This window comes from Candidatus Nitrososphaera gargensis Ga9.2, from assembly GCF_000303155.1.
In the GTDB taxonomy this organism is placed as follows: Archaea; Thermoproteota; Nitrososphaeria; order Nitrososphaerales; family Nitrososphaeraceae; genus Nitrososphaera; species Nitrososphaera gargensis.
This window is the reverse complement of the sequence record NC_018719.1, coordinates 482263-501887: the sequence shown is the minus strand read 5'-3', so window position 1 is coordinate 501887 and position 19625 is coordinate 482263. Positions and strand designations below refer to the sequence as shown.

28 protein-coding genes and 1 tRNA gene are annotated in these 19625 nt (G+C 50.0%); 11 read left to right on the top strand and 18 right to left on the bottom strand.

Going from position 1 to position 19625, the window contains the following annotated elements:
* The first annotated feature begins 237 nt into the window (after nt 1-237).
* The 4 genes from NGAR_RS03050 to NGAR_RS03040 all read left to right on the top strand — a co-directional run bounded on the left by NGAR_RS03050 (nt 238) and on the right by NGAR_RS03040 (nt 1784).
* Nucleotides 238-489 carry an AbrB/MazE/SpoVT family DNA-binding domain-containing protein gene (locus NGAR_RS03050; protein WP_148680886.1) on the top strand — a complete coding sequence of 84 codons (252 nt, stop codon included), beginning with the start codon at nt 238-240 and terminating at the stop codon, nt 487-489.
* Between the two features lie 472 nt (nt 490-961).
* The gene (locus NGAR_RS18670) at nt 962-1096 is read left to right on the top strand and encodes a hypothetical protein (protein ID WP_266190385.1); all 135 of its coding nucleotides are present in this window, start codon (nt 962-964) and stop codon (nt 1094-1096) included.
* A gap of 21 nt (nt 1097-1117) precedes the next feature.
* Nucleotides 1118-1378 (top strand): hypothetical protein, encoded by a 261-nt coding sequence (locus NGAR_RS03045; RefSeq protein ID WP_187147632.1) that lies wholly within the window; start codon nt 1118-1120, stop codon nt 1376-1378.
* Nucleotides 1379-1508: 130 nt separating this feature from the next.
* Nucleotides 1509-1784 carry a hypothetical protein gene (locus NGAR_RS03040; RefSeq protein ID WP_148680885.1) on the top strand — a complete coding sequence of 92 codons (276 nt, stop codon included), beginning with the start codon at nt 1509-1511 and terminating at the stop codon, nt 1782-1784.
* Nucleotides 1785-2441: 657 nt separating this feature from the next.
* Here NGAR_RS03040 and NGAR_RS03035 read toward each other — a convergent pair.
* Complete coding sequence (locus NGAR_RS03035) at nt 2442-2735, bottom strand: hypothetical protein (RefSeq protein ID WP_015018145.1); 294 nt, start codon at nt 2733-2735, stop codon at nt 2442-2444.
* 360 nt (nt 2736-3095) lie between these two features.
* On the bottom strand, nt 3096-3422 hold the full coding sequence (locus NGAR_RS03030) for a DUF5615 family PIN-like protein (protein ID WP_148680884.1): 327 nt from the start codon (nt 3420-3422) through the stop codon (nt 3096-3098).
* A gap of 150 nt (nt 3423-3572) precedes the next feature.
* Here NGAR_RS03030 and NGAR_RS03025 point away from each other — a divergent pair, with 150 nt between their 5' ends.
* On the top strand, nt 3573-3845 hold the full coding sequence (locus tag NGAR_RS03025; RefSeq protein WP_015018143.1) for a hypothetical protein: 273 nt from the start codon (nt 3573-3575) through the stop codon (nt 3843-3845).
* Nucleotides 3846-4353: 508 nt separating this feature from the next.
* Here the strand turns inward: NGAR_RS03025 and NGAR_RS03020 are convergent.
* From NGAR_RS03020 to NGAR_RS02975, 11 genes are all read right to left on the bottom strand, one after another.
* The gene (locus NGAR_RS03020; RefSeq protein ID WP_015018142.1) at nt 4354-4692 is read right to left on the bottom strand and encodes a hypothetical protein; all 339 of its coding nucleotides are present in this window, start codon (nt 4690-4692) and stop codon (nt 4354-4356) included.
* A gap of 31 nt (nt 4693-4723) precedes the next feature.
* Nucleotides 4724-5374, bottom strand: coding sequence for a hypothetical protein (locus tag NGAR_RS03015; protein ID WP_015018141.1), 651 nt, complete (start codon nt 5372-5374; stop codon nt 4724-4726).
* A gap of 143 nt (nt 5375-5517) precedes the next feature.
* Nucleotides 5518-5623, bottom strand: a tRNA-Pro gene (locus tag NGAR_RS03010).
* Nucleotides 5624-5670: 47 nt separating this feature from the next.
* Complete coding sequence (locus NGAR_RS03005; RefSeq protein ID WP_015018140.1) at nt 5671-5877, bottom strand: hypothetical protein; 207 nt, start codon at nt 5875-5877, stop codon at nt 5671-5673.
* A gap of 37 nt (nt 5878-5914) precedes the next feature.
* Nucleotides 5915-6694: an ABC transporter permease gene (locus NGAR_RS03000; protein WP_015018139.1), complete on the bottom strand. Its 780-nt coding sequence runs from the start codon at nt 6692-6694 to the stop codon at nt 5915-5917.
* A complete protein-coding gene (locus NGAR_RS02995) occupies nt 6678-7649 on the bottom strand; it encodes a daunorubicin resistance protein DrrA family ABC transporter ATP-binding protein (protein WP_015018138.1) in 972 nt (323 codons plus the stop codon). The genes NGAR_RS03000 and NGAR_RS02995 overlap by 17 nt, the downstream gene beginning before the upstream one ends.
* A gap of 65 nt (nt 7650-7714) precedes the next feature.
* A complete protein-coding gene (locus NGAR_RS17115; protein WP_015018137.1) occupies nt 7715-7861 on the bottom strand; it encodes a DUF5679 domain-containing protein in 147 nt (48 codons plus the stop codon).
* A gap of 42 nt (nt 7862-7903) precedes the next feature.
* On the bottom strand, nt 7904-8311 hold the full coding sequence (locus NGAR_RS02990; protein WP_015018136.1) for an RNA-binding domain-containing protein: 408 nt from the start codon (nt 8309-8311) through the stop codon (nt 7904-7906).
* The gene (locus NGAR_RS02985; protein WP_015018135.1) at nt 8308-8877 is read right to left on the bottom strand and encodes an AAA family ATPase; all 570 of its coding nucleotides are present in this window, start codon (nt 8875-8877) and stop codon (nt 8308-8310) included. Before NGAR_RS02985 ends, NGAR_RS02990 begins: the two co-directional genes overlap by 4 nt.
* A gap of 20 nt (nt 8878-8897) precedes the next feature.
* Nucleotides 8898-9761 carry a sulfurtransferase gene (locus tag NGAR_RS02980; RefSeq protein ID WP_015018134.1) on the bottom strand — a complete coding sequence of 288 codons (864 nt, stop codon included), beginning with the start codon at nt 9759-9761 and terminating at the stop codon, nt 8898-8900.
* The gene (locus NGAR_RS02975; RefSeq protein ID WP_015018133.1) at nt 9749-11590 is read right to left on the bottom strand and encodes a nitrite/sulfite reductase; all 1842 of its coding nucleotides are present in this window, start codon (nt 11588-11590) and stop codon (nt 9749-9751) included. The genes NGAR_RS02980 and NGAR_RS02975 overlap by 13 nt, the downstream gene beginning before the upstream one ends.
* 146 nt (nt 11591-11736) lie before the next feature.
* Here NGAR_RS02975 and NGAR_RS02970 point away from each other — a divergent pair, with 146 nt between their 5' ends.
* From NGAR_RS02970 to NGAR_RS02960, 3 genes are all read left to right on the top strand, one after another.
* Nucleotides 11737-12210 carry a VOC family protein gene (locus NGAR_RS02970; protein WP_015018132.1) on the top strand — a complete coding sequence of 158 codons (474 nt, stop codon included), beginning with the start codon at nt 11737-11739 and terminating at the stop codon, nt 12208-12210.
* A gap of 44 nt (nt 12211-12254) precedes the next feature.
* Nucleotides 12255-12995, top strand: a complete 741-nt coding sequence (locus NGAR_RS02965) for a 50S ribosomal protein L2 (RefSeq protein ID WP_015018131.1) — start codon at nt 12255-12257, stop codon at nt 12993-12995.
* Nucleotides 12996-13072: 77 nt separating this feature from the next.
* Nucleotides 13073-13585 (top strand): DUF6659 family protein, encoded by a 513-nt coding sequence (locus NGAR_RS02960; RefSeq protein ID WP_015018130.1) that lies wholly within the window; start codon nt 13073-13075, stop codon nt 13583-13585.
* A gap of 12 nt (nt 13586-13597) precedes the next feature.
* Here the strand turns inward: NGAR_RS02960 and NGAR_RS02955 are convergent, their stop codons facing one another.
* From NGAR_RS02955 to NGAR_RS18665, 5 genes are read right to left on the bottom strand one after another with little or no spacing between them, the layout of a single operon-like run.
* Nucleotides 13598-14242, bottom strand: coding sequence for a DNA-3-methyladenine glycosylase family protein (locus NGAR_RS02955; RefSeq protein WP_015018129.1), 645 nt, complete (start codon nt 14240-14242; stop codon nt 13598-13600).
* Between the two features lie 2 nt (nt 14243-14244).
* Entirely contained in the window at nt 14245-15003 is a 759-nt protein-coding gene (locus NGAR_RS02950; RefSeq protein WP_148680880.1) for an RIO1 family regulatory kinase/ATPase domain-containing protein, read from the bottom strand.
* Entirely contained in the window at nt 14972-16324 is a 1353-nt protein-coding gene (cca, locus tag NGAR_RS02945) for a CCA tRNA nucleotidyltransferase (RefSeq protein WP_015018127.1), read from the bottom strand. Before cca ends, NGAR_RS02950 begins: the two co-directional genes overlap by 32 nt.
* A 6-nt stretch (nt 16325-16330) precedes the next feature.
* Nucleotides 16331-16885, bottom strand: a complete 555-nt coding sequence (gene thpR / locus NGAR_RS02940; RefSeq protein WP_015018126.1) for an RNA 2',3'-cyclic phosphodiesterase — start codon at nt 16883-16885, stop codon at nt 16331-16333.
* Nucleotides 16886-16911: 26 nt separating this feature from the next.
* On the bottom strand, nt 16912-17043 hold the full coding sequence (locus NGAR_RS18665) for a hypothetical protein (protein ID WP_266190384.1): 132 nt from the start codon (nt 17041-17043) through the stop codon (nt 16912-16914).
* Between the two features lie 133 nt (nt 17044-17176).
* Between NGAR_RS18665 and NGAR_RS02935 the strand changes: the two genes are divergently transcribed.
* The 3 genes from NGAR_RS02935 (at nt 17177) to NGAR_RS02925 (ending at nt 19607) form a co-directional block, all read left to right on the top strand.
* On the top strand, nt 17177-18220 hold the full coding sequence (locus NGAR_RS02935; RefSeq protein ID WP_148680879.1) for a TIGR03557 family F420-dependent LLM class oxidoreductase: 1044 nt from the start codon (nt 17177-17179) through the stop codon (nt 18218-18220).
* Between the two features lie 114 nt (nt 18221-18334).
* A complete protein-coding gene (gene rpiA / locus NGAR_RS02930; protein ID WP_266190383.1) occupies nt 18335-19003 on the top strand; it encodes a ribose 5-phosphate isomerase A in 669 nt (222 codons plus the stop codon).
* Nucleotides 18981-19607 carry a cyclase family protein gene (locus NGAR_RS02925; RefSeq protein ID WP_015018123.1) on the top strand — a complete coding sequence of 209 codons (627 nt, stop codon included), beginning with the start codon at nt 18981-18983 and terminating at the stop codon, nt 19605-19607. The genes rpiA and NGAR_RS02925 overlap by 23 nt, the downstream gene beginning before the upstream one ends.
* The last annotated feature ends 18 nt before the right edge of the window (nt 19608-19625 follow it).

Sequence of the window (19625 nt, the reverse complement as noted above, 5' to 3'; positions counted from 1 at the left end):
ATATAGGCAGGAATGCTTAACCGTCTGAATCTGTATTAGCAAAAAACTAAGCTATGACATCCGCGGAACATAATAATTCTGAGACTGACCTGCAATTGTTTCATTAGTAATATCGCAAGCGATCCGGCGAAGAGTTACCAGCATAGGGAGATACAACCAGGGATCAAGGGATTATCAAGTCTGAAACCTTCAGTCATGCATAACGTTTGTGTATTACCATACGGTATCCCGGATGATATGGATGAAGTCATTATTACGGTGACAAAGAATGGTCAGATCATAGTACCCAAGAAATTCAGAGAGAAGCACCATATTGCAGATAGAGCGATTGTAGTAGACACCAATCAAGGGGTGCTCATAAAACCCGTTCCCGACCCGTTGGCTGAGATAGGCTCTTTGAAGAGGCTCTTCAAAACCAGCACATCCAAAAAGCTACTTGACGAAGCTAGATCCACTGAAGTATCCGGAAAGGATAGAACAAGTACATGAGGGCCTGGCCGGATAATAAGAAACCTTATCAAAGTTCCCATATATACAGCACAGTAATTATCGTGATATTCCTAACACAAGTCCTGCTAAATGATGTTTGATGCTCTGGACTCAAACAATAACCTGCCAACTAAAATTACCCATATCAACAAAAAGTTTGGTCAGGAATTGACAAGCTGTTTATAAACAAGTTGTCAATACACCGACAAGCTTGGCTGCCTTGCTGACATTCATGTTTCCGTCCGGTCGAATTGCTTTCTGTAATGATAGGCGTAGCCAAGATTGTCATAAAATGCCAATCAGGTCTAGGAAACATTAAAGATTTATAGATGTTATCTATATATTGATGTACGGCTGACAAAGATAAAAGAACGTGGAGTTTAAGGCCATCTTCCGAGACTATTTCCGTTATCGAGGGTGTAATGCTCGACGTCAAGATGGACTTGATAAAAAAGAGAAGAGAAGATGGAGTGTGCCTGAGGACGAAGTGTTCCGGGCTGTTCTAAAGGAGCATCTTGAGTGTATCGGAAAAAGAGATAGAAAACGATACGAACAACTGGTTAAACAGATTCAGGAAACTGGAGGAAACGCATTCTTCAAAGAGTGATTATTGGTAGATATGATAGTATTGCAAAATGGTGAAAATCTCATCAGGCGGGATAGTGTTGAGCTATTCAGCGATGGTAGAAGAAAGTTTGGAAAAGGCATGCTTTATCTTACAAATACAAGACTGATGTTTGAAATGAAAAATGGAATGGTGCCAAGGCTTGTTGCATTGCACACCATCCAATCTGTAGTTCCAGTTAAGAAAAATGAGTTCACTATGTCATACATGAATGATGACGGTACCAAGATAAGCGATGGAGTAACTAGTGAAGACTGGCTTTGAGCCTTTGGCTACCTAGTTCCGGTATGTATCCGATTGTCTGGTAAGCGGGCGGTCTGAGGGTCGGCGGCAGCTGGTTGAATTTATCTTAATTCTTATTATTGCGGATGGTGCTGCTCTCTATAGAGAGAATGTGATACAAGGCTACTCCCTGATTCTGAGGTCTGTAGGTATTTTTGTTGGTACAATAATGATTGGGTCGGGCGTTCTTGAAGTGAATAATATGCTAAACAAAGGAGGAGGAGGCTGTCCAAGTCCAGAAACAGGCGGTACGGGATTTTATTCTGGATGTGATATTTCTCTTTTGTATGCAGGAATCATTGCCCTCATAATCTCTGATGTTGCGCTTATTGTTTTTAGCATACGACCAGAGATAATTAGGGCATTTCCTTCTCGTGTCGTGACATAGTAAAAAATTTTTCTTGCGGGCACATTTTATAGCTGCTGCATTAGACCATTAAGGACGATGTGTAAAGAATTGCATTAACACTGCACTGACTACCCCGGCAGCGATTGCTACTATGCCAAAGGGAAAGGGAAATAGAATCCAGTTTGAAAATCCTATGCCGACTGAAAGGTACAAGAGAATTAACCCAAAAGCGAATAAAGACAAGGCCACTGCATAATCTGTTACTATTCCTTTAATCCTACTTTGAATTGACCTATCTGGACTTTTGCATATTTTTATGGTATCTAAGACCCGGCTTAAAGAGACAGAGTTCCTTGAGGACTAGGCAATAAAGTTTGAGAGGTATAAACATGAGGCAATTCAAAAACCGAGCCGGAATGCGGAGACTCAGCAGCAAATTGAGGACATCTACGAAGCCATTTTGGGGCTCATTCAACAATTGGTCAAATCCAAGCGCGAGTTTTTGAAAGCAGAAAATGAAATAAGGATATTAAAAAAGAAAATTTAATCTCCAAGATAGAGTCCATATAGAATGGCAAATTCGCCAGAACTAGCGGGACCTGGCGTTCTCATGGCGGGTTCCAAGACCGAGCCTTATAGTTTTTGATAGAATCTTGAGCCTTTAGCTACCGCATTGTTTCTATGTCAACCTCATCTTCAACTAAGGATAGGTCTTTGCCGTTGTCCCATTTTACCCACCCATAATTTTCTCAAACCATCCTCGGTTGTCTCAATGTCATACATTATGCCCATGTCTCCTTTGTGCCATGGCAAATGCTGAAAATCATATACATTTCCCACCCTGATCCTGTCACCGACTTGCGCTTTTGGTTCGTCTACTATCCTCGAAACTATCTCGTAGTTGTCTATCCCATCATAGAAGTCGTACGCGCTCTTTTCCTTTGTCCCTATATTGTCTGTATCAAATTCTACAACAATCTTGAAGTTCATCCACCGTTCTTTGCCGGACCCATCTCTTCCAGCTTACTGGTTTTCTATCTTTAATCCCCTTATTGTTCCCACGCGGTTTACAAACCTAGAACGCATCATCCTGCCGTCTTCTATCCTAGGCAGCATCTTATTCTATCGCCCAGCCTGATAATTTCACCATCTTCCTGCTCTATTTGGCGAACGCAAATGCGTGGCATTGGTGCCGTTGTTGGTTAGGGGCTCAACGTTAATACCTTTTCGCTTCTGGCTATTCTGACATAGCTAGTACAGGGTCTGGCTCGTGACGTCGCCAAAGAAGAAGCCGAAACTGATTGCAGACCATTCCCGATAAAATATGACAAATAAAGAAAAATAGGAAGATCAAAAATGACGAGTTGCACTGCCTTTTGTATCGACAATTCCGCCTGTCGCTTCTACACACCAGTCTTTCTGTCTTATCTTGTCCATCTCGTTTCTGTGGAGCAATATCGCCCTCTTTGGGCCCAGAAATCTGGCAAAGAATGTGTCATGCGTTATCAGCACATCGGATGGCAGCATTATCAGATACTCTATGTGAGCATCTGGCATACTAGGTTTGATTTCATTCATGTGTCTGACTGACAGGCCGGCTTTTCGCAGAGCCTTGACTAGGCGTGGAGACACGCAGGCGTCCAACAATACCGTCCTGTTGCCAATTCGCTCTATCAAGCTCGTCATAACATGCTACCTGACCTTCGCTACCCAATGCGAGAATCCAATGGAAGGTAGAAGGGTTAGTTAAGGTTAGCGGTCTGCAAGACTTTTCGTATACAGCGTCAAGGTAAAAAGCACAGCATATGAATACAGGATATTCCGGAGTTGCAAGGGCTGGCGCTCTTGCATCCCACGGATATGGTATATTTCAAGATGGACTCCAGAAATCAGCTCGTAGACATGCGCGCACTCTCCAAGAATGAATTGAAGGTTCTGTTAGAATACTATCAGCGCAAGCTCAATCGCGCCAGACAAGATGACATGAAGAAAGCCTACAACTACTGCGTCCAGCAGATATCAGAATTTATGTATGAAGGAAAAGCCAGCGGACCTCCCGATATATTATCCTCTCGCATCACGCAGGCAATAAAGATGTAAGGACATTTATCAAGACATATTTTGGATCGCTGCAAACCGCAGACGAGATTGCCAGAGACAAGCTGCTTGAATACTACATGGAGCGCAGGATCCCGTATCTAGGCTTTAATTTGCCTTCTGACGAAGTTGTTCGAAAAATATTCAGGGTCGTAGTACTTGACAGGCCGCCCTCTTTGGAGGTGGGTGCTGGCTCTTTGCAGAGCATTACAATATCAAGGCAGTCGACGTCAAGTTATCTGCGGATTCCGAATATCTAATATTCTACGATCCGGAGAGGGAGACCATTGTTGTGAGCCCTGAAAAAGCGCAGGTCCAGCTTGGGCTGCTAGAAGCAATTTTGAAGAGCTGTTTGAGCACCTGTGCCAGAAACAATCTTGGCAGTTTGGCTCTGAACCCGAAGTTAGCTTTGTCAAATAGAGAGAAGAGACAACAAGGTTTGTCGAAAAATTCTTCCTCAGATGTTCTGATCTGGGTCTACTTCCGCCTCCACGCAGAGGCTAATCATGCTTTATCTGCCCTGCAGGCCACCATTATTTTCCATGCCTCGACGCGCTTTTCCAGTTCCTCCAGCCTTTTTCCATAGTTTTGGATACGTCCGTTTCTTGTGCGTTGTATCTTTGCACGAGCAGGATTGGCCAGCGCAGTCAAGGCCATGATAATCGGCATCCCAGTATAGGTCGTCAATCTTGGTTGCAAAGTTGAATGCCTTCTGGAATTTTGGAGGAACATCGACATCCTTGCCTTCGCGGTATGGCGCAATGTAATCTCTGAACAGCAGGTTGTAACCTGAATCCTCTTCTAGCTTGTTAATTCTGTCCCAAAACGACAGACGGTTCAGCCGCTTCAACAAGCGTGCTATTTTTTCTAGTAGAAAAATCTTATGCGAGTAGCAATCGGCGAACTACGTGAGACAGCACATTTGCTCTGTAGTAAATTCCACATGCGTAAAGTTCTTTCCTCACATTCTCAATATAGTCATCGAGTCTCTTGCGAAGCTCAGCCTTAGAGCTAAAGAAGCTGTAGGCCTCCTTAAGTTCTCTGCGCGACGGTATGTCTGGCTCTATGTGAAGAGTGCCTTTGTCCAGCCATTCTTCAAATGTCTTCCTGACCTTTAGAATCGTTGCATCCAGTTTGTATTCCGAGATGGTCCTGTATGGCCTGTCGCCGCCAATGTGGCTGCGAATAGGCAGGCGGTCGCGATATCGGTCTTTCTCCTCGTATTCAATCCAGTGTGGAGTGTGGACATATTTCCCTACAAGCTCCCAGTCCATAGGCTCCAAATGGTGCTGGCTATACTCCAAGCTGTAGACATTGTAGAGATAGTCGTACAGCTGCCTGTAACCGGTGACAGTCAGAAAGTCGTGCAGGTCTCGTTCTATAAACAGCCGCGGTTCTATTTCAAGAGTGTGACCAAAACTTACCTCCATTTGTGCTCTAAACAATCCGTCAACCAGAGAATTCAGCGGCCAAGGAATCTCCGAACCCCAAAACTCCTTGAGCATGATCGTCGCTATGGCTGGAGCAGTCACAGCTTGCTTTCGTCAAACCATCCTTTGGTGTTGTGGTCAGGCCTTGCCGGCTTGGGTCTTTGCACTCCTCTTGTTGTCTTGGTCGTTTCTGTAACTAGTTACCGTAGTATACCCAACCAGAGTAGTAGGTGAACCCATTACTATGGTGGGGCCAGTGGGATTTGAACCCACGATCTCCAGCGCCCCAGGTTCGTCGGTTGTTTTTTATAGCAACCTCTGACATCCTAGACCAAGCTAGACTATGGCCCCTCGAAAAGTCACATTGTTTAACCACTTTTAAACTTACAGAAATTTACCTACCTTTCCTTTGTTAACTCCAGCTCGATATTCTTGTTTCTGACGTTCATGGTGTATGCCTCATAGTCGTTGACAGGGATGATGACGTCTAGGCTGATGTTGCCGCACATTTGGCAGGCGATAAAGCCGTGCGATCCCTTTAGTAGCGACATGGCCCACAGGCAGTTGTTGCAGATCACAAGGTCGCGATATTCTTCGCCCGGCATACCACATGATTTTTTGTATGCCGCGAATAAAAATCAATCAAACAGCCTTCATTCTGTTGAACGAAAAGATCCCAAACGCCCCAAGCGCCGCTGTATAGGCTACTAGAATCGCCATGTCAAGCTCCATCGAATTAGTGCCGACGCCCAACATCGCATGCCTCAGCGCGTCAACGCCATATGTAGCAGGGTCGGCAGCGGTAAGAACTCCAAGCCAGCTTGGCAGGTTGTCGAGTGGAAAGAGCGCGCCGGAGAGGAAGAACAGCGGAAAGACTACAAAGCTTACTATCATCTGGAACCCTTCAAGGCTGTACATGTAGCTGCCAAGCGCAAGCCCAAGCGACGTGAGCCCAAATGACATCAATAGTATTATCGCAATGTCCTGCGCAAGCGACAGTGGCGTGAGCGGGATGCCTATTGCTGCGCCTATTGCAAGCAGTATCGCTGCCTGTATGAGCGATGTTGTCATGCCGCCAAGGGTCTTGCCCACAAAGACGCTCCCCCTGCTGACAGGAGCGACCATTACGCTCTTCAAGAAATCGAATTTTCTGTCCCAGATTATGTACGACCCAAAGAACACAGAACTGAATATTATCGACATTGCGACAATGCCTGGGAATATGAACTGCTGGTAGTCCACGCCGGGCACAGTCGATGGGTTGGTAGCGCCAAGGCCAGAGCCTATCACAAAGAGCCACAGTATCGGCGTAAACGTTGACGCAACAAGCCTGCTCTTTTCCCGCATGAACACCTTGAACTCACGCAGCCACAGCGCGTATATCTTGGTCAGATGATCTTCGATGCTAATCGTACTTTGCATACCTCTCCATGAACCCCCCTTCTGCCTGCTCCTTGTCGATGTTACGGCCTGTTATCTGTATAAACACATCATTGAGAGTCGGGCTTGCAAATTCGGCCGACTCTGCTTCCACGTGCTGCAGCAGCATTGGCAGGGCTTTCTTGGCGTCCTTTACAGACAGTACGAGAAAGCCGTCGCTCTGCTCCACCTTGTGAACAAAGTCAAACTGCGCTACCGTCTTGCCCGCGTCAGGAGTCTTGGTCTTGATCCTAATGATGTCGCCTCCAAGCCCTGCCTTCAAACCTGATGGCGTGTCAAGCGCGACTATCTTGCCCTTGTCAATTATGCCTATTCTATCGCACAGCATGTCGGCCTCCTCCATGTAGTGTGTAGTCAAAATGACTGTCACCTTTTCCTCATCCACCAGACGCTTGACGTACTTCCACATCGTCTCCCTGCTTGCGGGATCAAGCCCAAGTGTGGGCTCGTCAAGGAACATCACTTTTGGCTTATGGAGCAACCCCCGCGCGATTTCAAGCCGCCTGCGCATCCCGCCAGAGTAGGTCTTAACCTGATCGTGTTTGCGCTCTGTCAGCCCTACCAGCTCGAGCACTTCGTCAATCCTCTGCTGTCTTGCGTGCCGGGGCACGCTGTACAGCATAGAATGCAGCTGCAAATTTTCATACCCGGTGAGCATGTCGTCGCTGCTTGGTGCTTGGAACACGATCCCGATGCTTGAGCGCACTTTTGCCGGCTGGCTTATAATGTCGTAGCCGTTCACCGTCGCGGTGCCTGAAGTCGGTCTGAGCAGCGTCGCAAGCATGTGGATCGTAGTGGTCTTGCCAGCGCCGTTTGACCCCAGCAGCCCAAAGACCTCATTTTCATTGATGTCAAGCGTGAGGTCGTCGACTGCGGTCAAATTGTTGTTGTAGTACTTTTTGACCAAGTTCCTTATCTTTATCAAGCGGATGTACATGACCGCAGCCGAGTCTATTATGCCTTGACATTTTGAAAAAACAAAAAATGAAAAAAGAAAAACGATTACTTTGCGCCTATCTTGAACATCTTGGTTCCGCAGACGGGGCAGACACCTTGGGTCGCCGGCTTGCCGTTCTTCATTGTTACTTTTTTCTCATCCTTCATTGTTCTTTTGGCCTTGCACTTGACGCAGTATGCTTCTGTTGCCATTAAGCCCGTATACGGGTGGGGGTAAAAGAAGCTTTCCTCGTGCTATGTCTCAGGGACCAGCCAGTCTATAAGGGTGTCCAGCTCCTCACAGCTTATTGTCACCCTGATCGGCCCAAGGGGCGACTCCTGCTCTTCATCGATGATCACTGCAATTCCAGCGGTTGCTGCCTGCTTGTTGAGCAAAAACCACGTGCTGTCACCGGCGCGGTTGTCAAGCAGCATCCTTCGCAGCACTCCCATCGTGGATCTGGATCGCACCTGCTCGTACAGCACCGACAAGGGCTCGATCCCGGCAGCCCTGCCTATGACCCTGCTGCCGTAACGAAACTCTGGCGAGCAACTTTCTATTATCGTTTCAATCGCGTCGATGACCTTTTGCGGATCTTCAGAGGGGTTGACAGGCGCCTCGACCTTAAGCTCTACTGGTGACCCTATTGCCAGCCTTTTCAATTGCTCTTGGCCTCCTCTAGCCACTCCTTGACGATGTCGCATACACGCTGCTTCAGCTGGTTCAGCGTCAGGCCGTTGTTAGATATCGTTTCGTCTGCCAGCGCGATCGCCTCGCTTATCCCGACAGAAAGCTCGCGCTTGTCTCGGCCGGCAAACTCGTCGCTGTTTGCCGGAGCGTCTGACCTGCCCCTATCCACCAAGTGCTTAAAGCGGGTGTCCTGCGACGCGTGTATCGCCAAAAGTTTCACGTACCCGACTTGCTTTAGAACTTCGACTTCAGGTATGCTGCGTATGCCGTCAATGACAACATTACCGCGGCTGCCGTCCCTTGCCAGCTTTTGTAGGGCGAGGTGAGCCACTGCGCCCTGTCCAAGGTCCTGCCTGAGTTTGATCATCAGCTTGCCGAGGTTGACATCGGTAGGCTCAAGTCCCTGCCTTTTCGCCTCTTCTCTAACAGCGTCGCCCATGGTTACAGCCGTAAAGCCCTTTTCCTTGAGAAATGACGCGACAGTCGACTTGCCGGCACCTGGCATGCCTGTGAGACAGATGATGAGCCTCTTGGACATAGCGATTACTACTATCTGTATTATTCTGCCGATAGGTCCCAGTATGTGGCGTCCTTGAACTCTTCCTTTGGCTTGCCAAGGGCCTTCCACTCTTTGAATGACTTGGGGTATAGCTTGACATTCTGGAACCCTGCCAGCTTGAGCGCATAGTAGGTAAGGCCGGAAAGGGTGCCGACGCTTCCACAGTACGTGATTATCTCGGCGTTGTCTGTTATGCCACGGTTTTCAATGAACCTTTTCAGCTCGTCAGCCTTGCGCAAGATATTGCCATTAGAGCCCACCATCGTGTATGGGATGTTCTTTGCGCCCGGTATGTGCTCTGTCAGAAAGTTCAGCCGCTCACGCGAATCGACCAGCAATTTGCCTGGCTGCGATTTGGCCGCCTCGACATAAGAGGCGTCTGCATAGATGTCCTTGTTGATGTTGAGTGAATGCTTGGCTCTTGGAAATGCGCGCACCTGCTTTTCAGTCTCAAGCCCAAGCTCCTTCCACTGCTTGAAGGTCATCTCAAGTAGCGCAGTATTGCTGTGGCCGACGTACTGGAACGTCCACGCGACCCTTGCTGCAAGCGCGCCAAACGTGTCGTCATATACTACGACAGGCATCTTGTCCGATATTCCAAGCTCTTCCATGATGCTGACTATTTTCTCCGGTGTGTCGTTTTCAAGCACGCGTGCAAGCGGCAGCGATACCGCAGTTGGTATGTGTTCCTGCTTGTAGTCATCTTCCTTGCGCACATCTACCACGCGGACTGTCCTTTTGCGCACCAGCGAGCGCAGCGTGTCTGCGTCGCAGACTATGGAGAGCTGCGGGACAGCAGAGCCCGCAGTAGATGCTTTTGCTGTTTTTTTCTTTTTTGCCGCACCTGGCGTCAAGCTGCGCATTCTCCTCTCGCAGTCTTGGCAGAGAAACGTGAGTCGCTGCCATAGTCCATGTAGGCGTCTGGGTCCTTGTCAGGGGCTGGCAGCTGTATCACCTGCGCAAGGGCCGCCTTCATGTCTTCAAGGTTCTTTATCGCCCCTGTGCCCTTGCCCCTTGTAATGTTGACGACCCACTGGTGCAAAGTCTCGTTTCCAGACCTCTGCTGCTTGTACAGCTCGATCACTTTCAGTACCGCGTCGATTACGCGCTTTGCCGGCACGCGCATCACCGCTTTTCCAAGTTCTCCCTGCTCGCCGGCGCTTCCTCCAAAGAGCATTGTATACGTCGGGGTCATGGAGTTGTTCATCCTCGTTGCGCCGCCAAAGAATCCGATCGTGGCGATCTCATGCTGGCCGCAAGAGTTGGGGCAGCCGCTTATCTTGATGGTTGCGTCGCGCAACGAATCGTCAGTGTCAAGCTCAAGCTCGAGGAACTTGCGCTGCACTTCCTTTGCAAGCCTATGTGAGTTTGTTATTGCAAGGTTGCATGAGGTCGTACCTGAGCATCCTACTGTCGATGCAATGGTAAGCGCGCCGGGGTTTGCAAGGCCGGCGGAAGCAAGCTTTTCGTAAAAGTCGCGAAGTTCAGTGCCGCGCACGTAGCGCACCGCAAAGTTCTGCTGGGGCGTGTTCCTTGCGACGGCCTCTGCCGAATAGTCGCGGATGGCGGAAGCAAGCACCCTTAGCTGGTTTGCGGTGATGTCGCCTGCTCCAAGAGTGATAAATACCGTGAAATAGCCTTCCTGCTTTTGCGGGACTACATTTGTGTGGAGCCAGCGCTCGTACGCCGGGCTGTCCTTTGTTAATTGTTCGTTCAGCATCGGCAGCTTTGCCATCCTCGGTGCCTTTGGCAGCTGGCGCGTGTCCTCTTGTGACTTGACATCGAACAGCTGCGCTGTAGAGTAAGAAGTGGTCATCTCTACTATCGAGCGCTCCTTCAGCACCATCTTTTGGAACCTCTCCCATCCCATCTCATGCACAAGGTAGCGCATCCTGTTCCTTGCCATGTTCTCGCGGTTGCCATGCCTGTCAAACAGCCTGACAGTCGCCATGCACGTCGCAAGAACCCTGTCTTCAGGAGTGAAATCTTCAAGCAGGTGGCCTATGAAGGACGCAGCCCCAAGGCCACCGCCAAGGTATATCTTGAATCCCCGGACCTTTGTGCCGTTCTCTACTTCCCTTATAGCTGGTACAAGCCCAATGTCTGCCACCCTTACAAGGCCGTGCTGGTCGCAGCATGCAAAGTTGATCTTGAATTTGCGCGGCAGGTTCTGGCACATCGGATTACGCAAAAAGAACCTTGCTATCGCCTTCGAATAGGGAGTGGCGTCAAATGCTTCGTTTGGGCAGACGCCAGCAAAGTGGCTGCACATGACGTTTCTGACGGTATTGCCGCACGCTTCCCGGGTTGTGAGGCCGGCCTCGACAAGCCCCCTCATGACCTCGCTGACATCCTCCAGCTGCACCCAATGTAGCTGGATGTTCTGCCGGGTCGAAACGTGAGCAGACCCTATAGAGAACGCTTCAGAAAGGCTTGCAATCTTTTCGATCTGGTCTGGTGTTATTTCGCCGCCAGGCACCTTTATCCTGACCATGCTGTAGTCCATGTGAAGGCGCGAGCCGTATGCTCCATGCTGAAGACGGAAGCGCCGAAAATCATCCTCCGAAATCTTGCCCTGCCTGAATAGCTTGACCTTCTTTGCAAAGATCTCTGTCTCCTCTTCCCTGCCCCACCTTGGGTTGGGCTTGGGTGGAGAAACGCCCTTCTCAGTAGCGACCTTTGATTTCCTCATTATACGTGTAAAAAAGCCTATATCAAATCATATATTTTTTGTGGATATAGGAGATATTCGCAGCAATTCTTAGGAGCAGCGGCAATATACAGTATCTATGGGTGGGGAGAGAAGCTTTTTAATGCAACCCGCCTGTCCATGAAGGTATGGCAAAGGTCAATCCGATTCCAAAAGGCTATCATACTTTGACCCCAGGCCTTGCTGTCCGCAATGCGGACCAAGCCATCGAGTTTTACAAAAAGGCGTTTGGGGCAAAAGAGAAGGGGCGCATGCCCGGCCCAGACGGCAAGATAATGCACGCCGAGCTTCAGATCGGCGACTCTAGAATCATGCTTGGAGAAGAAAATCCTCAGATGAACCCCTCGCCGCAGTCCCTTAACGGAAGTCCCGTAGGCCTGTATATCTATGTCAGGGATGCCGACAAAGCCTTCAACCAAGCAGTCAAGGCCGGTGCCACCATGACGATGCCGATCATGGACATGTTCTGGGGCGACCGCGCAGGCATGGTAACGGATCCCTTTGGGCACAAGTGGTGGGTTGCAAGCCGCAAGCGCAACCTCTCGCCAAAGGGGCTGAAAAAGGCCGCCGAGGAATGGTTCGCCCAGCAGGCAAAACAATAGAGCAAGCTTAAAATCACCTATCGGACGGCCGGTTACTGGAAAAAATGGGCAAGAGAACGCTGGTCCGCAGAAGGGGCCGTGGAGGCAAGCAATTCCGCGCAGTCATTGTAGGCAAGATTGCGCCTGCCAAGTACCCCAATTTCAAGCTAGAAGATCATCACATTGGTAAAGTAGTTGACATTGTTCATGAAAGGGGGCGCGACGCGCCTCTGGCAAAGATACGGTTTGACGATGGAAGGTACTCCTACGTCCCGGCTCCGGACGGGACCATAGTGGGAAGCACGATCGAGGCTGGAACAGGCGCGACGGCTAGGGCCGGCAACATCATGTCACTAGAGTCGATCCCGGACGGGACCATAGTCTGCAACATTGAAAAGAACGCCGGCGACGGAGGTAAGCTGATCAAGTCGGCCGGCTCGTCCGCTGTCGTATTTGCGCACGGCACCGAGGGCGTCACGATCAAGTTCCCTTCAGGCAAGTTCCTAACACTTAACCAGAAATGCAGGGCCATGATAGGCGCAATAGCAGGCGCCGGCCGCAAGGAAAAGCCGTTTCTGAAGGCAGGGCTCCGCGCAAAATACATGCAGGCGCACGGCAGGCTCTACCCGACAGTCAGGGGCATCGCCCAGGCAGCAGTCTACCACCCGCACGGAGGCGGAAGGCACCAGCACATCGGCCGCCAGTCGTCAGTGGGCAGGACAACCCCGCCAGGGCGCAAGGTTGGCAACATCGCCCCGAGGAAGACAGGCAGGGGCAGGATCAAGGACCCCAACCAGCAAGCCTGATCCTGATCTTTTTCTCCTTTTTTGGAAAACTGCGCGTAAAGGCTATATTCTATTCCCTATTCTACGGTTTTAATCATATGAAGGCAGAGCAGTTTTCAAAGAACGTGTTGTCGCTTGATCCTGAAATCAGGTTCGCCGGCGTCATGGAAAAGTCCGGCCACCTGTATGCCAGCGTCAGAAAGAACGGCACTGAAGAATATCTGAAGGGCAGAAGCCCGGAGATCAGCCTTGCACAGTCTGCATACATTGTGGATCTGAGAAAGATGTTCACTCAGGAGCTTGGCAACTTAAAGTCCATCATTTATGACTATGAAAAGGTCAAGCTGATCAGCATGCCTGTCAAGGAGCACGTGCTTGTCATCTCTACGGAGCCAAAAGTTAACGCAGACCATCTGGTTGAGAAAGTCATAAAGTATGTCAAGTCGGTCGAAAGCGAGCTTTCGCTTTACCCTCCAAGCAACATTGTAAACGAGGAAAAGAAGGAGACCCTGCGGAACCTGCACCACTCTGGGATCTCAGAAGACTTGATAGCCGAGCAGCTTGACCTTGACATCAACACTGTCAGGATGCTAATAGCAGAAATAAAGTAATAGTAGCAGTCTTCATCCGATCCCCTTGAATTTTTCAAGCGACTTCCACATGTACCACGTGGCGATGCTGCTGTAGGGCTTCCAGAGCTGAGCAATCTCGCGCATGCGCGCCGGCGACGGCAGCTCGGCAAGCGAGTAGACCTGTTGCATGGCTTTTCGCAGGCCGAGATCCCCTACAGGTAGCACGTCCGGCCGTCCGAGGCAAAATATCAGGAACATTTCGGCTGTCCACCGACCTATGCCCTTTACCTGCACCAGCTGCTCGATCACCTGCTCGTCAGGCATTTTCGGCAGCAAGGCGAGCTTTAGCCGGTCATCTGATACCTGCGAGGAAAGATCCTTGAGGTATTCTATCTTCCTTGCAGAAAGCCCGCAAGCGCGCAGCTTGGAATCCGGGGTCGCCAAAAGTTGTGCCGGCCGGGGGAACCTGCCGTAAATCTTGACGAACCGGCCATAGATCGCGTCTGCTGCGCTGCCGGCAAGCTGCTGATATATTATTGCCTCCACCAGCGACTGGAACGGATCTTTTCGGAGCTTGATTTCGTATGCGCCCACCGACTTGATTATTGCCGCAAGGCGCGCGTCTGCAGCCGCAAGGTGCTTCAATGCTTCTGCTTCTTCTTTTGCAACCTGCTTGGCCGTCATTGCTATTATCACATCTACACCGGAAGTGAATCAAGCACAGCGTCAAAGTTAGTCCTTGTCTGGTCACGTTTGTAGGTCTTTAGCGCGGTAAGCGCCTTTTCCCTATCGGTCTGCAATGTTCTCTTTACCATTATTTCGGCTATCGCCCCGTGCAGGAATATCGACTGCGCGGCGGCAGTCACATTGCTGGTCTTTCTGGCTGTGCTTGCGCTCTCAAAATCGATTATGTACGGTCTGTCAGATACTATGATGACGTGTCGGTTTAGCCGGCTGAGCTCGCCATGGTCAAGCCCAGCCCTATCAAGGCTGTAGCATTGCTCAAGCACTAACCTTGCCATCTTGCGCAGCCTGTCTTTTGTAGCACCTTTAACCCAATCAATTATACTGTAGCCATCGACAAACTCCATCGCTATCAGGTTCTTGCTGTGACCTTCAAGGCGCGGTCCCACGCCGGCATCATTTGCCATGGTATGGAGGCGCACCTCGCCGTCCATGCTCTTTCTGTCAGCGTCCACTCTCCTTATCTTTAAGGCACAGGCCTTGCCCCCGATCTTTGCCCGGAGCACGAGTCCGACGTGCCCCTTACCGGCCACGCGAAAGCCATTGATGGTCGTCCGGCCGCCAGGCGATATTGATGTTACGCCAAGCGACTCCATCTCGGCGATGCGATCGTTGTATTCGCTTTCTGAAAAGCGTGGGTAACATATGAGCGGCATCAGCTCTGGCGACCTGATGTCCAGCTCATCCGAAAATGAGACGCTCTGTCGAGACAACCTCGCTGATAGCCTCCTTTGCAACTCCCTTGACTTTTCTGCCGCTTCCGCTATAAATTTGGAGCTTGCCTGCAATCAGGTCTTTTGCAACTCCGCTGTTCTCTGCTTTTTGCAGTAGCGACTTGGCGAACTTTCTTGCGTCTATTGCCTTCCTATCAACCAACATGGCTACTCTCATTTCTTTATCGACCCAAGTAACGAGTGGTTTTTTCTTGCCGGCAAGAAAGCGGGCAGTATCGTTTCTCCTAAAGACTTCGGGGCCCTTTTTCTTGGTGTATGGCGGCAGCGTCATCGATTCAAGCAGGAATGCCATCGCCGCAGATTTCTTTTCATCAGTGACGCACGAGCTGCGCAGCACGGCAAAATCTGCCAGCTCTAGCTGCTTTGCTACCGCGTTCACGCTCCTCTTTAGCTGCCCCCAAACAATATCGGGGCTCCGCTCTCTATGTGAGAATTCTACTACAAGGACGTTTTGAAGTAGTTTCTTCTTAGTCTCAGGGCCTCGCTGGCTTTTCTTGAAGAACTTGATCGATGGCCTGTCAAGAAACGCCCTGGCGGCCAGCATGAACCTGCCGGCGCTCTCCGGAGAAATTGCAGTCCCAAGGTTCCTTCTACTGTCCACGGGATCGATTATGACTATTGGACTGATGAAACCCTTGACTATATCCGGGTCATAGTCGCCTACTGATACAACCTGCCGCTCCTGCCAGTCTGCCGCCGCATTCAGCACGCCCTCAAACGAGCCGTATTTCAGCACGAGCACTTCTGAAACGTAGCCGCTAAAGCCGCCAGTGGAAATCTCTGCGCCATATATCCCGGTTGCCTTGAGGAATTTTTTCAAGAGCCTTGCCTGCCGCCTTTTTTCATCGTCAAAGTTCCGGCCGATGAATTCGGTATGGAAGGGCGACCGGTCTGCCGCGCTCTGCCACTTGCCCTGCTCGACGTCATAGCATGGCACGACGTTTATCCTGACATTTTTCACAAACGCCTCTACGTATGGGTGATCAGAATAGCGCATCCTCGGCCGGTGGGCTTTCAGTGCGTCCTGACCAACAGACCTGCCTAGCTCTTCAAACTTTTCAACGGCGACCGAAGGCTTGACCTTGAAGAAAATGTCAATGTCGGCATCGCCACGGAGCCAAGTGCCCTTTGCAAACGATCCACCAAACACTACACCTACTACCATGTGACTCATGTGGGCGACCTGTTTGTCTACTAGCGCCTTTGCCTCCTGTGCAACTGCGGCTATCCGGCGCTCTTCGCTAGGCGAGGGCTCGCAGAGAGGCAGTGCCTTGGCGACTATGGCGCGGACGCTGGACATACTGGTTCATTTCTTGGCTTCTACGGTATAAATGTTCGAGTAGATGGGACCCGAGGGCGAGAGGTCGCTCTTTTTGAGGTGCACCCTTTCTATGAGATCCGAGCCAAACGTCCTGCCCAGATATTTTGCGGCAATATTGTTTATCTGGACCGGCCGGCTCCTTGCTCGAAAGAGGGTCATGTGGGGCGAGAACGGCTTGTCGGCAGAAAACCCTAGCTCGCCCATTTTTGCTATCACATCGTTTGCAAGCGCGGTCAGCTTTTGCCCGCCTTCTTGATCCACCCCGACCCAAACTACTCGGGCCAACGCCGGTTTTGGGAACGCGCCGACGCCGGTATAGGTCAGCGTGAACGGCTCAAATTGTACTTCCGCTAGCTTGGATTTTATCCTGCCAACATCGCTGTCGCTCTTCTCCCCAAGAAAGATGAGAGTGAAATGAAAATTCTGGGTCTCGACTGGCTTGATGTCTCTGGTGCTCCATCCTGCAGCAGACATTATTTCATTTTGCAGTTTGGCTATCGCGCCGGCTACTGAAGCGTCTACTGCGATAAAGGTGCGCATTGTCCTAATGATCTTGGCCCTACTATTTACATGTCATGCACTACCTTTTGGTGCTCTCCCAGCTTGTCAAGGCTGTCAAATGCCTGGCGGCAAATGTCGCACACAAGTGGGTTGAGGTTTGGGTCGTGGTAGTCCAATCCTGGCTCTCCTTGGTCCATATGTGTGACATGTCGCGATATCGGATAAAGCAGTTATAGTATTGTTGGAAAATCCTCTACCCGCAGCTCTATCTTTTATTTTCCATTATTATCATTGCAAACGTTTTTGCGAAAAGTGTGCCATTACTAGTCAATGGGAAGGGCATTGGGATATTGGGCTGCCCAAGAGCAGTATTCGATGCAGGATTTGCTAAAATTTGTCACCGAGGCAGAGAAGAGTGGGTTTGCAACGACAATGACCAGCGATCATTTCCACCCTTGGTGGCACGATGGCGCATTTGGCAACTTTACGTGGATCTGGATGGCCGCCGCGGCAGAAAATACAAAGAGGATGCAGTTTGTTACAGGCGTGACTGCTCCAGTCTATCGGTATCATCCTGCCATTATCGCTCAGGCATTCGCGTCTCTTGATGTACTTTACCCGGGTCGCATTGGGCTTGGACTTGGTAGCGGAGAAGCCATGAACGAGGCCCCGCTTGGGTTTGATTGGCCGAGGGCAAGGGCGAGGCTTGCAAGGACGAAAGAAGCGATCCAGATAATCAAGGAGCTATGGGGTCAAGGTGTAGATGATGAAGGATTTGTGAATTTCAACGGAGAGTATTTTCTAATCCGCGACGCCAAGCTGTACACTCCACCCTCTACCAAGATACCCGTGTATATGGCCGCAACCGGAAAGCAGGCAGCAAAGGTTGCCGCGCAATATTCAGACGGCCTGATAACCTACTTGCCAGCAGCCGAGGCAGGCAAGGTGCTTCACATATTTGATGCGACAGCTGAAAAAGAAGGAAGGGATAAAGATTCTTTGGAAAAGATAGCGGAATACAAGGTGTCATTTTCTGAGGATTATGACGAGGCTTTCAAGTCTGCAACTTTCTGGCGAGCTACTCTCATAAAGAACGTGTTTGACTCTGACATCAGCGACCCAAGAAGCCTCCAGCAAAAAGCGGAAAGCAAAGTCCCTGATGAAAAGATCAAGCAAGCCATCCAGATAACAACTTCAATAGAGGATTGCATAAAATCTATAGAGGACTACTTTAAAGTAGGTTTTACAAGGGTCTATGTCCACAGCACGAGCCCCGACGAGATAAAATTTATCCAGATGTTCAGCAAAAAGGTAATGCCGCATTTCAGCATAGAAGCTCGCGGCAGCAGAAAAACGACGGCCACTTCTGCCTAGGCATTGTTGTTGTTGCAACTTTTTTAATCGATATGGCGCAAGCTATATGCCATGTATGCGGGTTTACAAGAAACGAACTGGATCCCGCGATCGTTCCAAGAAGCTGCCAGGAATTTGGCAAAAGAAACAGTTGAGCGCTTTGTAAAGCCTGACCAGGTAGTTGGCCTTGGAAGCGGTCCGATGGCGGCTGCCATCGTAAGGGAGATGGCAAATTTTGACAGGAAGGATACTCTTGAGTGCATCCCAACTTCATTCCAGATAAAGCTTGAAGCCGAATGCAGCGGGCTGAAATTGGTGGGGGAGAACAGGATGCCAGAAGTTGATGTTGTTTTTGATGGCGCTGACGAGATCGATGCCAGATTCAACATGATAAAGGGTGGAGGCGGTGCCCTTTCGCGAGAGAAAATAGTCCACTCTGCCGCCAAGAAGATCGTAATTGCGGCAGAATCCACAAAATTTGTGCCCACCTTCAGCTGGCCGGTTCCGATTGAAACTCACCCTTTTGCAGTTCATGTTGTCAGGAAAAAGCTAGAAGAGGTTGGCGGCAGGCCGAAAATGAGGATGCTAAGGGAAGGCTATCCATACGTTACAGAGAACGGCAACTTTATTCTAGACACAGAATTTGACTTTCCACCATCATCAGACATCAGGCGGCAGGAAGTTGAGCTCAAAAGCATCGCAGGCGTGGTTGAAGTCGGCCTCTTTACCCGGCGCGCAGACACATACTATTATTATTACAAGGCAAAAGAGGACAGCTCTTTTGAAACTATCGAGAATCCATGACCTGACCCGGACAATAAGTGAAGACATGCAGGTCTATCCGGGAGACCCACGACCAAAATTCGAACCTCATGTGACTATCAAAGAAGACGGCAAAGCCAATGTCACCAGAATCACACTTGGCTCCCATACTGGAACCCATGTTGACGCGCCGTGGCATTTTCTTCAGGACGGAAACGGAATAGACATGGAGCCTCTTGACAAATTCGTTGGCGAGGCCGCGATTATCGATGCTTCAGGCAAAAGCAGCATAACCGCCGGCGACTTTTCTTGCAACGACATCAGAAGCGGCGACATTGTGCTTATCCACACTGGCACGGGCGACCGCCCCACCGACTTTGCCTACCTTGATGTTTCTGCAGCTAAATGGATCACAGAGCATGGAGTCAGGTGTGTAGGCATTGACACCCCGAGCGTAGAAAAGTATGGAGTAAAGGACGCGCCTGTCCACAAGATGCTTCTTGCCAGCAACATCGGGATAATTGAAAACCTTGTCAATTTGGAGCAGTTTGCAGGCAGTAGGATGTTTTTTGTGTGCCTGCCCCTGCCGCTGAAGGGGATCGACGGGTCGCCTGCCAGAGCGGTCCTGTTTGATATAGTAAAATAATTTGTTGGGCACCTGTGT